Here is a 15,700-nt window from a genome sequence, read left to right on the forward strand (position 1 = left end):
GATGATACATACGTGACAATCAGAACACTGGTTTTTTTGATTTGCATTTTTTTTTATAAGCGCATTTTAATACATTCACCAACCTATAGTTATGACAACATTAAAAGCCATTATTGTTGATGACGAGGAGTTTGCCCGGTCATCATTGTTTTTTTTACTGCAACAGAACTGTGCACAGGTAGAAATTACTGGTATTGCAAGGTCTGTAGCGGAGGCAAAAGATATTCTGGCACACCACCCTATTGATTTAATTTTTTTGGATATAGCCATGCCCGGAGGCAATGGCTTTGAACTGATTCCTGATGCACAAAAACACAATGCAGCCGTTATATTTACCACTGCTTACGATCAATATGCATTAAAAGCGATTAAGGCAAATGCATTGGATTATTTGTTAAAGCCAATTGATATTGATGAACTTAAAATAGCTGTGGATAAGGTTTTTCAGCACATTAAACGCTTTAGAGGTCAGAATGAAAACGACGAAAGAATCAATAATCTGGCATCCAGTTTAAGTTCGAGATCAGAAATAAGGAAACTTACACTCCCTTATGGCCAGGGTTTTAAAATGATTGATATTGATGATATTATTTATATTGAAGCCGATAGCAATTATTCTATTGTACACTTAAACAACCATGATAAAATAACGGTTTCGAAAGTTTTACGGGAATTTGAGGAGCTTTTGCCAGGTGATCAATTTGTTCGGATCCACAAGTCGAGCATTATCAACCTTAACCATTTAAAAGAATATAATTCTAAAAACGGACTTCAGGTTTTCTTAAAAAATGGAGAAAGCATTAATATTTCGAGAAGAAGAGCAAGCGATTTTTTTGAAAAAATAAAGTTATTTACAAAGGCAAACAGTGACCATTAAACGACGCATAAAAGCGCTTTTATTTGCTCAAAAAGCAATTCTGAGGTTAAACTTCGGCCGTGTTTTTATTGCTTTTTTATTCGGGATCATTGTACTTGGCATACCGGAAATACTGCTTGCCCAAACCACTTATCTCCCTCATTATAATACTAAAAGTGGGCTTGCCAGCAATAACTGTTATTACATTTTACAAGATAAAAAAGGTTTTATATGGATCGCCACCGATAATGGATTGAGCCGTTTTGACGGGACAAATTTTCAGAATTTTACCATCGAAGACGGACTTCCAGATACCCAGATCCTTCAGATGAAAGAAGATAAAGAGGGACGGTTGTGGTTTTTTGCCCTGAATGGTCAGCTGAGTTACTTAAAAGAAGGAAAGTTTTATAACCAGGATAACGATGAACTGCTTAAAAAACTAAACTTTAATACTGTAATTGTTTCCTTTTTAGTAGATAAATCGGGGCGGATCTGGCTTGGAACAAACGCCAACCTGATTGTTTGCTGGGATGGTAAGACCATCAAAAAATACATTTCCCCAAATTTAAACGATAAGTTTATCAATGCTTTTATTCATGAGGATGAGCAAGGTAATATATTTGCATACAGCGACTTAAGCGTACAGAAATTCAATGGAAAAACTTTTTCCGTGATCAGTTCAAAAGTACAGCCCCTTTCTTACATGACTGCTGCGAACAGCAGCCACAGATCTATGTTTTACCTAGACAGTGGAGGATTAAAACAATATAGGCATGGAAGCATCAACGATCTCATCCCTATCCCTCAAAATCTGATCAAGAACATGTCGGGATATTTTTATTACGATGTTACAACCAAAGAAGTTTGGTTGTCTAATGCCAATGGAGCCTTTGCACTCGATAAAAGCGGAAAAACAGTGCAATATCTTCAGGATATTTCGGTTAATCAGGTCATCAAGGATAATAACCAGAATATGTGGTTTGCCACCAATCAGGGAATTTACATGCTCCCTAATGCGAATAACCGATTATCGATTATTGATGCAGAATCTGGTCTGAGCAGCAATGTAATCAAAAGCATTACCAAAGATGGAAAAAATCGCCTGTGGCTGGGTACCGATGATGCAGTAATTGACGTATTAACCATCAACAATTATCAGGTTGATGAGATTGGGTTAGATGATTTTAAGAAATATAAAACCATTAAACAGATTACTTTCGACCCAAAAGACCAATCTATATATTTTGCATCCGATTATGGAATGGGTGTTTTCAAAAATATTTATAACAGCAGTAATGAAGCAAGTTATTTAAAGGAATCTAACAACTCGATGTTCGTAATTAAACACTTTAGCTTGAGTGAAAATAACAATCATCTTGCCTTAGCCTTATCGTCTGGCGTTGTTTTCTTATCAGACAGGAGAAAGAAATTTGAGTTTAACGCTGCAAAATACCGTGAAAAAGAAGATTTTTTTAAAGATAGATCTTACCATGTTTTTTATGACCGGGAAGGCAATTTGTGGTTTTCAAATATTAATGGACTTTCTCAATTTTCGAAAGGAAAATTAATTAAACACTACGAAAATCATCCTTTACTTACCAAAAGGATAAACGACATTCAGCAGCTTACCGATGGTACATTAATTTTAGCTACTGATGGCTATGGTTTAATTTTTTATAAGAACAATCAGATCACCCGGCAGATTACCCAAAAAGATGGCCTAACCAATAATATCTGTACCAAAATATTTGTAAAAAACAATGAAATATGGGTATTAACCAATAAAGGTGTTAACAAAATAGCCGATTATCCCAGTCAACCCACTGTAGCTAATTTCGACTATGGCAAAGATCTTTTAAGTGATGATATCAACAGTTTGTTCATTGATGATAGCACCGCCTATTTTGCAACAAATAAAGGCTTAATCTTGTTTAAATACAATAATAAAAATATCGTTAGGAATCTTCCTAAAGTGTATGTTACTTCTATTATTAAAGATAACGAGCGCTTGCCTGTTGATCAAGACAATTTTACTTTCGAAACTGGTAACAATACCATTCTGTTTACCTTTAGTGCAGTCGATTTTACGACCAGCGATATTACCTATCGTTACCGTTTAAATGAAAATTCGGCCTGGGTAGAAACCCGTACGAGGCGATTGGATTTTTCTTCGCTACAATCAGGCGATTATGTCTTCGAAGTAAGCGCAAAAAGCCAAAATGGCAATTGGGGCGAATCTGCAAAAATCGCATTTACCATTAAAAAGCATTTTTGGCAAAGCCTATGGTTTTTATCTATTTTAATATTGTTAGTTGCCTATATCTTTTACAAGGTAGCCGTTTACATTACCCGCAAGCAAAAAGATAAGGAGCAAGCACAATTGTTATTAAAAAACAAAGTACTCATGCTGGAGCAGCAGGCTTTGCAGGCGATGATGAATCCACACTTTGTATTTAATGTGATGAACTCCATTCAGCATTACATAAATACGCAGAATACGGCTTCTGCCAATAAAGTTTTAACGGGATTTGCCAGGTTGATCAGAAAAAACCTGGAAATCTGTACAAAGAGCTATATATCACTTGAAGAAGAACTAGAATACTTAAACCTGTATCTGAAACTGGAGAAGAACCGCTTTGGTAATAAATTAGCCTATATTTTTAATGTGGATGAAGACATCGACAAAGAAGAAACCTTTATCCCATCTATGTTGCTTCAACCCTATGTAGAAAATGCAATATGGCATGGCATTATGCCAAAAGAAACCGGTGGTGAAATTCAGATCAACATTAAACTGAAAGATAAATTCTATCTTAACATCGAAATTATTGATGATGGGATTGGAATAGATAATTCTTTAAAAGATAAAAAGGAAACACATATTAGTAAGGGGATGCAGCTAACCAAAGAAAGATTGCACCTTTTAGGTCAGATTGGAGCAAAACCTATACACTTAAATGTTAGGCAGAATGCCACAAATGGCACAACAGTATCCATTTCTATACCGTTAAAATAGAGAATTTACCGTTTACTCAATTATTAATACCACTCACTAAATAGAATCTTGATCGAGCCTTGTTTAGCCTTAAACTTGTATTAGAAATAAACGATAGTGTTTATCAAAGACGTTCTTATAGAATTGATATAGATATTTAATAACCTAACCTAAAACTATATCTTAATTCAGGTTTCATTTGTGTGTTGAAAGCGGTCTTGTTTTTAAAAGCGAGACCGCTTTTTTTATGACCAAAAATTCTATTTTTGTATATGCCCAATCACAACATCACCAGGCACATCGAAGCCCTTGTATTTTCTTCCAGCCAAAGCATAGGTACGCAAGAAATTATACTTGCCTTAAATGCAGTTTTCAATGAAGAATTTACCGAAGCACAGGTGTTCGAAAGCATAGAACAGATTAAGGAAAAATATAGCCATGATGATTTGTCAATCGAATTGGTATTCTTAAACAATGGTTATCAGTTTCTCACCAAAAAAGATTACCATGAAACGGTTAACCAGCTTCAGTTACATCGCTCAAAGAAAAAATTAAGTCAGGCTGCTATGGAAACGCTGGCCATTATTGCCTACCGACAGCCCATTACTAAGTTAGAAATTGAACAAATAAGAGGTGTAAATTCAGACTATTCAGTGCAACGCCTACTAGAAAAAGAGCTCATCAGTATCGATGGAAAAGCAGAAACGCCCGGTCGACCTATTCTGTACAGCACCAGTACACTATTTATGGATTATTTTGGCTTAAACAATCTAAACCAGCTTCCTCAGTTAAAAGATATCGTAAAAGAAGAAAATGCTGTTGGAGAAAATGTGGAATAAATAAATTAATTAATTTACTTCCAGGTTGTTATTAAAAAAAGTTTTTTTGTATTTTTAAACTATAAAAGCAATTTTTATTTTTGTGTTATGAAAGCGCCAAAGAAACTCCCAACTAAGCCGACTACTAAGAAACAGGTAGACGAAGATGATGATCTTGAAGATGACGATATTCAAACAACAAAAAAGAAGCCTCAAGATGATGACGATGATGATTTTGATATCCCATTAGATGATCTTGATAATTTCGATAATTTCGACGATGACGACGACGATTATTAATATTTAAAAAGCATATATTTGAAAAAGCATCCGACCGCTTGGTAGGATGCTTTTTATTTTAAAATCTGCCCATGCAAGTTATATCTGTAAGCAATTCATCATTAAAAAAAGACTTTCTAAACACCCCAAAAATCCTGTATAAAAACGATAAAAACTGGATCTGTCCATTGGATAGTGAAGTAGAAAATGTTTTTAATCCTGAAAAAAACACCTTTTTTGCGCATGGAAAATGTACCCGCTGGGTTTTAAAAGATGATGCAGGAAAACTGATCGGCCGTGTAGCAGCTTTTATAAATGAGAAAAAAGCTTACCATTACGACCAGCCAACCGGCGGGATGGGTTTTTTTGAATGTATTGATGATGAAAAAGCTGCCTTTCTTTTATTCGATACAGCTAAAAACTGGTTAACCGAAAATGGCATGAAAGCAATGGACGGTCCCATTAATTTTGGCGAAAATGATAGCTTCTGGGGCCTACTGGTTGAGGGCTTCACTCCCCCATCGTTTGGTATGAACTATAACTTTCCATACTATCAGAAATTTTTCGAGAAATATGGTTTTGTTACTGAATATGAGCAATTAACCAATCACATAAACCTTACTATTCCTTTTCCAGAGCGCTTTACCAAAATTGCCAACTGGGTAAGAAATAAACCAGGTTATACTTTCGAATATTTCAGCAAAGCCAATTCCAGTAAATACATTAATGATTTAATGGAAATTTACAATGATGGCTGGCAAAGTTTTGAAAACTTTGTTCCTATTAAAAAAGAAACCCTCGAAGAGAGTTTTAAAAGCATGGAACCCATTATGGACGAACATTTGATCCAGTTTGCCTACTTTAACGGCGAACCAGCATCATTTGTAGTGTTGATTCCTGATGCAAACCAGATGATAAAAGGTTTTGATGGAAAACTGGGTTTAATCGAAAAAATAAAGTTTGCTTACCGTCGTTGGGTGGGGGTTACGCGCATGCGCGCCATTGTTATGGGTACTAAACCTAAATTCCAGAAACACGGCCTAGAATCAGTTCTCTTTATCCGTTTGGGAGAATATGTATTGCCTAAAAATCAGTACAAAGAACTCGAATTGAGTTGGGTAGGCGATTTTAATGAACAGATGATTGCCATACATAAAGCTACAGGTGCAACCTTTGGCAAAAAACATTTGACGATGCGCAAGATATTTTAGTTATTTATCGTCATTTCGGCTGAAACTTACTGATTTTTTCATCAGAGGCGAAATGGATAAATCTTTAAACTGTACTTATAGATTTATCCATTCCGTTATACTTCAACCGAAACGACGGTTTTGAGATATTCCATCATCCTCGTTAAAAACGAGCATGCACGAGAACAGCGATTTTATCGCCATCTCCCTTTCCACATTTCTAAATGTGTAGATCTCGCTGGCCCTCATTATAAATAACCTACGCGCTTTTATATTTCGGCAGATTAATTAACAGTACACTTCCCAAAATAATCACCAGCCCGATCACCTGGGTAAGGCCAATTACCTCATTGGTAAAGGTTAAGCTTAATAACACCGCTACTACTGGGTTTACATAAGCATAAGTACTCACCTGTGTAGCCGGACGCACTTTTAACAACCACACATAGGCACTAAACGCTGCAATTGAACCAAACAGAATAAGGTAAACGATAGATAACCAAGCATCAAGCGTTATGTTTCCCCAATCGAGTAATTTAAATTCTGATTTCAAAATACTACCTGGAAAGAAAGCCAAACTGGCCATCAACATCTGCCAGCCTGTGTTAACAGAAACCGAGCTACCGGTAGTGGGATGATATTTTGAATAAAGCGATCCTCCAGCCCAGGCAATCGGCCCAAAAACAAGCAGTACCATGCCAATAATCTGTAGATTACTTTGAGGTTTATCAAGCGACTGCCTAATCTGATCGCCAAACAAGAGCACAACCCCTAGAAATCCGATGATCAAACCTGAAACGATATATTTATTACTCAGATTTTCTTTCCAGTGTGATTTATCTAAAATAACAAACCATATTGCTGCCGAGGCCACCATAATAGCCACTAAACCGCTGGGAATAAACTGCTCTACCCAAATTACGATACCATTCCCCAAGCCAAGCATTAAAATTCCACTTACCGCAGCAATTTTTATCGTTTTTTTATTAAAAATGTCCTCTCCTTTTATTTTGCACCAAGTTAACATCAAAACTCCCGCAATTGAAAAACGGACTGTTCCCAATATAAATGGCGGAAACCCAGCCAAAGCTTTTTGGATAAAAAAATAGGTAGAACCCCATACGATATATACGATGGCAAATGCGAGGTAAACCATTACCGGAGATGCCTTTTTATTTAAATTTGTCATGATTTTTATTTTTCGGGAATAATCAATTGTTGCTGTTCTTTTACCGTTTCTAATACAATAGTTGTCTTCACCGATAAAATATTAGGAACCTTGCTAAACTCATCGCGTAACAAAGCCATTAACGATGCCGAATCAGTGGTTCTTACTTTTACCAAAAAACAATCATCACCAGCTATTACATGCACCTCCTGCACATCAGGGATTTTCGCTAATTCGCTTGCGGTATCATTACAACTGAAGCTTTGCGAAGATTTAATGGAGATAAAAGCCAACAACTTCAAGTTAACCGCAACAGGATTTACCTTGGCATTGTATCCGGTAATTACATTCTTTTTTTCCAGCTTTTTTACGCGTTCCAATACGGCTGAAGGAACAAGATCCAATGCCTTTGCTAAATCTACATTCGAGATCCGGGCATTATCTTGCATAAGTTTAAGTATAGCCAGATCGATATGATCCAAACTAAAATTGTTTTCGATTACCATTCTATAAAACTATAAATATTTAGAATAAAATTCAAAATATTTTAATAAAAAATGAATTTTATTCTTTTAATATAATTTTACAATGACAATTAGTCGGAAAAACAATAAACAAGCCGCATTTTATATTCCCAGCTTATCATACAGATCGATCACTTTTTTACGAAGTTTATTAATCTCCTCTTCTTTTTCTATCAGTTCCTTTTTAAGCGCAATCAGTTCTTCAGATGAATTAGATCCTTCTGATTGTCCAGCAATCAGCTGCATTACCGGAACCTTAAAAGTTTTGGAAATCTGGAGTAAACGGGAAATATTGAGATCGGTCTGACCCGTCTCTATTTTGCAGAAAGCTGGAGTAGAAATATTAAGCTTTTTAGCGGCATCCGCCTGACTTAAACCTAAGGCCAACCTACTTTGCTTAATGTGATCTCCAATGCTTTTCATAGTTTTTTAGATTAGATATGGGATACTAGATTTGAGATATGAGAGACTGAATCACTCTCAAATCTCATGTCTCATAGCTATTTCTTCAATGCAGCTGCCAGTTCGGGTAGATCGAAACCAGCATAATTGCCAGAGCTCATCATAAGCAAGTTAGCATCTTTATAGTTGAGGCTTAACAAATAGTCTTTTAATTTTGCTGCATCATTAAAAAACTTCAGTTTTGGATTAGCAAAAGCCTGCTGAACATCGTCTTCAGAAAAAGGTTCCATCCGTTTTTGTTCGAAAGATTTAATATCAATAAATACGATTGCCTCATCGGCTTTATCCATCGCGCCTGTATATTCTTTCAGGAAATCCTTGTTCAAACTGCTAAAAGTATGCAATTCGATACAGGCTACTAATTTACGGTTGGCAAACTGTGCTTTAACAGCATCTATAGTGGCTTTTAACTTTGATGGCGAATGCGCAAAGTCTTTGTAAACGTTGGTCGATTCATCAGCTGATATGACCTCTAAACGCTTAGCTGCACCAGTAAACGAAGAAATAGCTGCATCAAACTCGGCTTCATTAATTTCCAATTGTTTGCAGACTAATTTTGCTGCATTCAGGTTCATTAGGTTGTGATCACCAAAAATTTTTAAAGCTGTTTCTTCGGGAAGCAGATAAGTTACCCCGTTTCTAATTTCATGTGCTGGAATGGCATAACCAATTTTTGAAACATTAGCTTTTGATTGCGTTACAATTTCATTTAAATCAGCGTCAGCCTTACAGTAAATCAAGGTACCATTAGGCTCAATCGTATCTATAAATTTATCAAACTGCAAAGTATAATCAGCATAAGTAGGAAAAACATTGATATGATCCCATGCAATACCACTAATTACAGCCACATTTGCTTTGTAAAGATGAAATTTAGGTCTTCTATCAATCGGCGAAGACAAATATTCGTCACCCTCAATAACCATTATAGGCGCTTCTTCGGTAACTTTCACCATAGTTTCGAAACCAGCCAGCTGTGCGCCCACCAAATAATCGAAATCGCGTTTATAATAATTAAGCACATGCAAAATCATACTGGTAATAGTTGTTTTACCATGGCTACCACCAATTACGACGCGTAATTTATTTTTACTTTGCTCGTATATATATTCAGGATAAGAATAGATTTTAACACCTAATTCTTGTGCCTTCAATAACTCTGGATTATCTATGCGGGCATGCATGCCTAAAATCACAGCATCTAAATCATTTGAAATGCGATTTTCGTCCCAACCCATTTCAGCCGGTAATAAACCATATTTATCCAAGCGGGATTTTGCAGGCTCGAAAATCACATCATCAGATCCTGAAATTTGATATCCTTTTTTATGTAAGGCGATGGCCAGATTGTGCATCGCACTTCCACCAATCGCAATAAAATGTATGCGCATATAATTTAATTATTGAAAAAGAGAAAGGTTGAATGAGAGAATGGGTATGGTGTTAAAAATCAATCATTTTCTCATTTAAAATTCAATCATTATTTTTTCTCGAACTGAGCCGCAACCCAATCGCCATTTTGTTTATGATCAACATATTTAATGCCATATTTAGCACATTCCGCGGTAATCATGCTCAAATCCGGATCGAGGTAAAAACCACTGAAGAAAATCTTACCCCCTCCTTTTAATACTTCAGCGTAGCGATGGATCTGATCCAGCAGGATATTTCTATTAATATTGGCAAAGATTACATCGTATTCATCATCAGGAATCACTTCTTTACTACCACAAAGCGCCTTTAAGTTATCTACCTGGTTAAGCGCAGCATTTTCTACCGTACTCTCGTAACAGATATCATCATAATCGATAGCCAGTAAACTTTTAGCACCTAGTTTTGCAGCCAGAATAGCTAAAATTCCGGTTCCGCAGCCCATATCGAGGATGTTTTTATCCTTTAAATCGGCTGCCAAAATATACTGCATCACCATGGTGGTAGTTTGGTGGTGCCCAGTACCGAAAGCCATTTTAGGATCGATCACGATCTCGTACGGATATGATGGCTGAGGCTCATGAAAGGTTGCCCTTACATAACATACATCATCAATAATCAACGGACTAAAATTTTTCTCCCATTCGGCATTCCAGTTTTCATCCGCAACATCTTCTAGAGTATAATCCGTTACAAACTCTTCGTTATAATTACCCAGCAGGTCTTTTAATTCCTGCTCGTTAAAGTTGTCTTTGATTACGAAAGCCGTAAAACCACCCTCACTATCTTCAAAAGTATCGAAACCTAAATCGGCAAGATCACTAATAAGCAGATCCTGTTGATAGTCTTCGATACTTTTGAATGTAAATATTGCTTTTATGTATTGCATCTAGCTGTTTAATGCTTTAATAATATCTGTAAAATCGCGCGACTTTAATGATGCACCACCAATTAGACCGCCATCAATATCGTTTTGAGAAAATAAGCTCGCCGCATTGCTTGGGTTACAGCTTCCGCCATATAAAATGGTCGTATCATCAGCCACATTAAAACCATAGTTAGCTTGGATTTCACTGCGGATAAAAGCATGAATATCTTGCGCCTGCTCTGGAGAAGCGGTTAAACCAGTGCCAATAGCCCAAACTGGCTCGTAAGCAATAACCAATTTTTTAAAGTCTTCTTCAGCTAAACTAAAAATACCTTCTACCAATTGTTTTTTTAATACTTCGTAATAACTGCCGTTGTTACGCTCGTCTAAAGTTTCGCCGATACAGAAAATCGGGGTTAAGCCATTGGCTAAAGCAACTTTAGTTTTTTCAGCTAATAAAGCATCGCTTTCAGCGAAATACTGCCTGCGTTCTGAGTGGCCTAAAATCACATATTCTGCACCAACAGATTTCACCATTTTAGCCGAAGTTTCGCCTGTATATGCACCACTTTCTTTATCGCTAATATTTTGAGCGCCAATTTTAACATCGTTACCACCCAATTTTGCCAAGCTGTTTAAATGAATAAACGGTGAGCAAATAATAGCCAGCTGATCGCCTTTGCGTTCATCTTTAACCATATTTACGATTTCGCTGAATAACGAAACACCTTCGTTATAATCTAAGTTCATTTTCCAGTTACCGGCAACAATCTTTTTTCTCATTTTGTATTATTTAATGCTTGGTTGATCTTTCCAGATCAGATTTTATATTAAAATCGCCTATACGATTCAGTTAATTCAAATACTTTAGTAATGATATCTTTTTCTACTTCATCAAAAACTATATTTTTTCTGGCAAATACCTTTTCGGTTGTTTCGAACATTTTATTCAGTTTATAGGTATCGAAACCGCTAGCACCTCCCCAACTAAAATCGGGCATATGGTGTGGAGGAAAGCCCGCACCAAAAACATTAGCCCCAATACCAACCACACTACCTGTGTTAAACATGGTATTTATGCCCGATTTAGCATGATCGGCCATAATTAAACCACAAAACTGCAGGTTAGTATTGCGCATTTTTTTGCCTTCGTAATCGTAAAGTTTTACTTCGGCATAGTTGTTTTTTAAATTAGAATTGTTGGTATCGGCACCTATATTGCACCACTCGCCCATTACCGAATTGCCCAGATACCCCTCATGGCCTTTGGCCGAATTGCCCCAAATTACCGAATTATTAATTTCGCCACCGGCACGACTGTTTGGACCAATGGTAGTGCCCGAGTATATTTTAGCCCCCATTTTTACAGATGAATTTTCGCAAAGAGCAAAAGAGCCTCTTATTAAACTACCTTCCCACACTTCAGCATTTTTACCAATGTAAATAGGTCCGTAGGTACTATTTAAAACACTGCATTCTACTTTGGTACCTTCTTCAAGAAAAATATCATCGCCGAGCAACTGATTGGTACTGCTTAACTTTGTCGAACTGCGTCCTTCGGTTAACAATTTAAAATCTTTTCTGATCTCGGTTGGATTATTTCCGAAAATATGCTCTGGATAAACAATATGTGTAAAATCACCTGTGTACTCTATCGGCTTTAGCGATTTAACCGATTCTAAGTCGTGCTGATCTGCGATATATGCGATTATGACATCTCTTTTGTAAAGCACTTCACCTGCTTTAAGCTTATCTACGGCGTTTAGCAAAACTTCATCCGGGCAAACAGAACCGTTTATAAACAAATCGGCATTAGGTTTTGGTGCAAATTTTACAGAGAGGTAATCTTGGGTATGAAAGCCAAAATCAGCCTTTAAATATTTAGCCCATTTCTCGGCAATGGTTAAAATACCAATGCGTAAGTCGGCAACAGGCCTGGTAAACGTAAGTGGACGTAGGGACATCCAAGAAGAATCATCAAATAGATTGATTGTCATAAGTAGCAAAAATAAAAAAAGTCCCGATGCTTTTGGCAAAGGGACTTCAAAAAATGCTTTTTGTTGCTAAAATTATTTCTTAGCGTAACGGTTTTTGAATTTATCGATACGTCCTGCTGTATCAACCAATTTCATTTTACCAGTATAAAAAGGGTGAGAAGTATGTGAAATCTCTAATTTGTAAAGAGGATACTCGTTACCATCTTCCCATTTAATTGTTTCTTTAGTATCTACGCAAGATTTTGTTAAGAAAGCATACTCGTTAGACATGTCTTTAAAAACAACTGGTCTGTAGCTTGTTGGGTGCAAATCTTTTTTCATTTGAATATTATTTTTAGTTATTTGTGTGAAAGCATCAAGAACATTCTTGCAATTTGCTGGCAACAACGCTTATGACATTTCCTATTAGTCTTTCTACCTCTATTTTAGAGGATGCAAATATCTTAATTTTATTTTTGATTTACAAGCCTAAATAAAGAATTTTAAATTATATGTTTTTTCTTCCTGTGGAAGAGCTAAAACACATCAGTGGCCCATTAAGGCAAATTAAACTTTTTAAGCTGAATATTGTTTTTCAGATATTTAAAAAATATATGTAAATTTGGTATATGAGAAAACACGGCGAATTAGATGGCATCATCCATGCAGATAGCAGCGGAAAGCTCTACATTAAAAGTCCTGATTTTTTTGCACAGCCAAGGGTTATCCAAATGGTGGGCGCATTAATGCAATCGAGTATTTTTAAAAAGATAGAAAAGGATAAAAACAAGAAATAGCCTTATAGATGCCTTTTAACCTACTTTTATTCCCTCTTGTAGGCGGCTACTATATATTAATCAGGTTCAGGTACCTGCGGTATGTACAATATCGGCTCGAAAGCCAGCGTATATTATTAAACTCCGCTTTTGCAGGTATCTTATTACTCGGCGCATGTTTTATACTAAGAGCGATTTTTATTGCCATCTGGCCGGAAACCATTGAACACCTTAGCAAATTACTCCCGATCCATGCACCTTATTTCGGCACTACCAGCCTATCGTTATTGGTTGCTGTAGCCGCCACAGAAATTGCCAATCTTTTTATCAACCGACTAAAAGCCATTAAAAGAGCTATAGCAACATCAGGAAATGAATTTGAATTATTACTGAGTTCATCTTTTTTTGATGCCCACCTTTTACAGTTTACTATGGATAGTGGAAAATTCTATATTGGGTGGGTAAAAGAATTACCAAAACCATTTACCACCAGCTATATCCGCATTACCCCCGCCTTTAGCGGTTACCGCAAGGCTGACGATAAGGAATTGGTTTTTACCACACAGTATTTAACGGTTTATGCCAGTTATATTGAGGACGGCTCTGTAGCGAATACCGATGAATTGAAAACAGATCTTGTACTGAAAGCGGATAAGATCAATTCTATTTCTTTTTTTGATATGGATATGTACAACCGCTTTAATCCATCACAGGAAGAAGCATCCTAATCCTTTTTCGGACTGTACTTGTTCCAGGTTTCTATTTTAGCCTTCTGACGGGCAATATAGGCATCGGCAATTACTTCTGCAGAACTTGAGCCTTCTACGGTTTCTAACAACTCCTTTAATTTATACTGATCTACATCGGCTTTGTACAAAATCTGGATGAGCTTCGGAAAATCGTTATCAATCAGGTAAGCAAAGGCATCAACCATCGCATCCCGCAACTGATCCTCAGAAAGATGATCTGGTATATCGAAATCTTTATTTATTATCTTTATCAAAGGCAAAATATCATCCATGCTATTGAGCTTGTTCAGATCCCAAATTAAACATATTATCGCCATAACCTATTATCTCGAGTACAATAGCTTCTTTTTCTAACTCGTGTAAAGCAACTGGTGTTAATTCAGTAACAGAGGGCATAAGTCCCCGCTTAATAATTCCATTATGAAGGTATTCTTTACAGTAAATGATATCTCCTATCCTTTTGATCATATCTCCACGAAAGCAGAATGCTCTACCGCGGTTACCCGACACGCTACCGATATAAATTTTATGTTTCTCATGATAAATAAAAGTTAAATATTCGCCAACCCATTCTATCAAATGGCAGTCAAAATGCTCATCGGTATCTTCCCTGCTGGTAACGGCTATCCAGCTCGAAACATTTTTTTCATCGTAAATCACAAGCCGTTTCACATCTCCCGAATCTACCTGAAACCAGGCCAATCGTCCATTATCGTAAGCAATATCGTTTACATAAATCCAGTAACGTTGATTACCTGTATCGTACGCTATATGCAAACCATCATAATTCACACTATTACAATGCGTTTTTAATAGATCGATAACAAGCGAAGCTAATTTCATCTAAATATTTTTTATATTTATTAATTTAAAGATAATGCCTGTTTTTAAATTAAAACACAGCCCAAAGTTAAATAAACCTGATAAAAACGGCAGCTCCCGATTCTTCATCGAAACTATAGCGGTTAGCAGAGCTACAGATACTATGGAATACAGAACCGTTCGTTTTCAAAAAAGTAAATATATTTAAATTGACACCCCGCCTTGCAGATACCCCTCTAAAAGAGGGAAATAAAGCAATCGCATCTACATTCTTCTACACCCATTTAATTTCCTGGCAGATTTCGATCAGTACGCCATTGGTATCTTTTGGATGCACAAAACACACCATTTTATTATCAGCCCCTTTTTTTGGCGATTCGTTAAGCAGCACGAAGCCTTCTTTGTGCAAACGCTCCATTTCGGCAAGAATATCATCAACCAGAAACGCAATGTGATGGATCCCCTCTCCTTTTTTCTCGATAAATTTGGCAATTGCACTATCAGGAGCTGTAGATTGGAGCAATTCTACCTTATTTTCGCCAGTTTTAAAGAAAGCTGTATTTACAAATTCGGATGCAACCTGCTCTGTTTTATAGCAATCGGTATTGAGTAGTTTCTGATAAATGTTTATAGAACTATTGAGGTCTTTTACCGCGATGCCGATGTGTTCTATCTTATTCATAGATTATAAGGTTATGTGAATGTAAAAATGCGGCTTTTCTCTATAAGGTCATAGCTATTATTTATAATTGTTAAATAAGTTTTTTCGTATCTTTGTGTTATAAT

Annotated in this window: 18 protein-coding genes; 7 read left to right on the forward strand and 11 right to left on the reverse strand. The window is 36.4% G+C overall.

From position 1 onward, the window contains the following. Nucleotides 1-91: 91 nt before the first annotated feature. From FHT21_RS11840 to FHT21_RS11860, 5 genes are all read left to right on the forward strand, one after another. Nucleotides 92-877: a LytTR family DNA-binding domain-containing protein gene (locus FHT21_RS11840; protein WP_167294865.1), complete on the forward strand. Its 786-nt coding sequence runs from the start codon at nucleotides 92-94 to the stop codon at nucleotides 875-877. Further along, nucleotides 867-3,872: a sensor histidine kinase gene (locus FHT21_RS11845; RefSeq protein ID WP_167294866.1), complete on the forward strand. Its 3,006-nt coding sequence runs from the start codon at nucleotides 867-869 to the stop codon at nucleotides 3,870-3,872. Before FHT21_RS11840 ends, FHT21_RS11845 begins: the two co-directional genes overlap by 11 nt. A gap of 251 nt (nucleotides 3,873-4,123) precedes the next feature. Further along, nucleotides 4,124-4,690, forward strand: a complete 567-nt coding sequence (gene scpB, locus FHT21_RS11850; protein ID WP_167294867.1) for an SMC-Scp complex subunit ScpB — start codon at nucleotides 4,124-4,126, stop codon at nucleotides 4,688-4,690. 87 nt (nucleotides 4,691-4,777) lie between these two features. Then, nucleotides 4,778-4,969, forward strand: a complete 192-nt coding sequence (locus FHT21_RS11855; protein ID WP_167294868.1) for a hypothetical protein — start codon at nucleotides 4,778-4,780, stop codon at nucleotides 4,967-4,969. A 71-nt stretch (nucleotides 4,970-5,040) separates the two neighbouring features. Beyond that, nucleotides 5,041-6,159 (forward strand): GNAT family N-acetyltransferase, encoded by a 1,119-nt coding sequence (locus FHT21_RS11860; RefSeq protein WP_167294869.1) that lies wholly within the window; start codon nucleotides 5,041-5,043, stop codon nucleotides 6,157-6,159. A gap of 238 nt (nucleotides 6,160-6,397) precedes the next feature. Here FHT21_RS11860 and FHT21_RS11865 read toward each other — a convergent pair whose 3' ends face one another. The 8 genes from FHT21_RS11865 to FHT21_RS11900 all read right to left on the reverse strand — a co-directional run bounded on the left by FHT21_RS11865 (nucleotide 6,398) and on the right by FHT21_RS11900 (nucleotide 12,909). After that, complete coding sequence (locus FHT21_RS11865) at nucleotides 6,398-7,327, reverse strand: EamA family transporter (RefSeq protein ID WP_208398911.1); 930 nt, start codon at nucleotides 7,325-7,327, stop codon at nucleotides 6,398-6,400. A 5-nt stretch (nucleotides 7,328-7,332) separates the two neighbouring features. Beyond that, entirely contained in the window at nucleotides 7,333-7,812 is a 480-nt protein-coding gene (locus tag FHT21_RS11870; protein ID WP_167294870.1) for an Lrp/AsnC family transcriptional regulator, read from the reverse strand. Nucleotides 7,813-7,932: 120 nt separating this feature from the next. Next, nucleotides 7,933-8,253 (reverse strand): helix-turn-helix transcriptional regulator, encoded by a 321-nt coding sequence (locus FHT21_RS11875; protein WP_167294871.1) that lies wholly within the window; start codon nucleotides 8,251-8,253, stop codon nucleotides 7,933-7,935. A gap of 77 nt (nucleotides 8,254-8,330) precedes the next feature. Beyond that, nucleotides 8,331-9,683 carry a Mur ligase family protein gene (locus FHT21_RS11880; RefSeq protein WP_167294872.1) on the reverse strand — a complete coding sequence of 451 codons (1,353 nt, stop codon included), beginning with the start codon at nucleotides 9,681-9,683 and terminating at the stop codon, nucleotides 8,331-8,333. Nucleotides 9,684-9,772: 89 nt separating this feature from the next. Continuing rightward, complete coding sequence (gene prmA / locus FHT21_RS11885; RefSeq protein WP_167294873.1) at nucleotides 9,773-10,612, reverse strand: 50S ribosomal protein L11 methyltransferase; 840 nt, start codon at nucleotides 10,610-10,612, stop codon at nucleotides 9,773-9,775. Then, the gene (gene tpiA / locus FHT21_RS11890) at nucleotides 10,613-11,374 is read right to left on the reverse strand and encodes a triose-phosphate isomerase (protein ID WP_167294874.1); all 762 of its coding nucleotides are present in this window, start codon (nucleotides 11,372-11,374) and stop codon (nucleotides 10,613-10,615) included. It abuts the gene before it with no gap. Between the two features lie 47 nt (nucleotides 11,375-11,421). After that, on the reverse strand, nucleotides 11,422-12,588 hold the full coding sequence (locus FHT21_RS11895; protein ID WP_167294875.1) for a putative sugar nucleotidyl transferase: 1,167 nt from the start codon (nucleotides 12,586-12,588) through the stop codon (nucleotides 11,422-11,424). Nucleotides 12,589-12,660: 72 nt separating this feature from the next. Then, on the reverse strand, nucleotides 12,661-12,909 hold the full coding sequence (locus FHT21_RS11900; protein WP_025142617.1) for a type B 50S ribosomal protein L31: 249 nt from the start codon (nucleotides 12,907-12,909) through the stop codon (nucleotides 12,661-12,663). Between the two features lie 287 nt (nucleotides 12,910-13,196). On the opposite strand from FHT21_RS11900, the gene FHT21_RS11905 reads away from it, so the two are divergent. Next, the gene (locus FHT21_RS11905; RefSeq protein ID WP_167294876.1) at nucleotides 13,197-13,364 is read left to right on the forward strand and encodes a hypothetical protein; all 168 of its coding nucleotides are present in this window, start codon (nucleotides 13,197-13,199) and stop codon (nucleotides 13,362-13,364) included. Nucleotides 13,365-13,372: 8 nt separating this feature from the next. Then, on the forward strand, nucleotides 13,373-14,071 hold the full coding sequence (locus tag FHT21_RS11910; RefSeq protein ID WP_167294877.1) for a hypothetical protein: 699 nt from the start codon (nucleotides 13,373-13,375) through the stop codon (nucleotides 14,069-14,071). Here the strand turns inward: FHT21_RS11910 and FHT21_RS11915 are convergent. The 3 genes from FHT21_RS11915 to mce form a co-directional block, all read right to left on the reverse strand. Further along, nucleotides 14,068-14,364, reverse strand: coding sequence for a hypothetical protein (locus FHT21_RS11915; protein ID WP_243853975.1), 297 nt, complete (start codon nucleotides 14,362-14,364; stop codon nucleotides 14,068-14,070). The genes FHT21_RS11910 and FHT21_RS11915 overlap by 4 nt on opposite strands. A 1-nt stretch (nucleotide 14,365) precedes the next feature. Further along, on the reverse strand, nucleotides 14,366-14,935 hold the full coding sequence (locus FHT21_RS11920; protein WP_167294878.1) for a hypothetical protein: 570 nt from the start codon (nucleotides 14,933-14,935) through the stop codon (nucleotides 14,366-14,368). Between the two features lie 253 nt (nucleotides 14,936-15,188). Beyond that, nucleotides 15,189-15,596 carry a methylmalonyl-CoA epimerase gene (gene mce / locus FHT21_RS11925; protein WP_167294879.1) on the reverse strand — a complete coding sequence of 136 codons (408 nt, stop codon included), beginning with the start codon at nucleotides 15,594-15,596 and terminating at the stop codon, nucleotides 15,189-15,191. Nucleotides 15,597-15,700: the final 104 nt, after the last annotated feature.

This window comes from Pedobacter sp. SG908 (genome assembly GCF_011759615.1).
In the GTDB taxonomy this organism is placed as follows: Bacteria; Bacteroidota; Bacteroidia; order Sphingobacteriales; family Sphingobacteriaceae; genus Pedobacter; species Pedobacter riviphilus.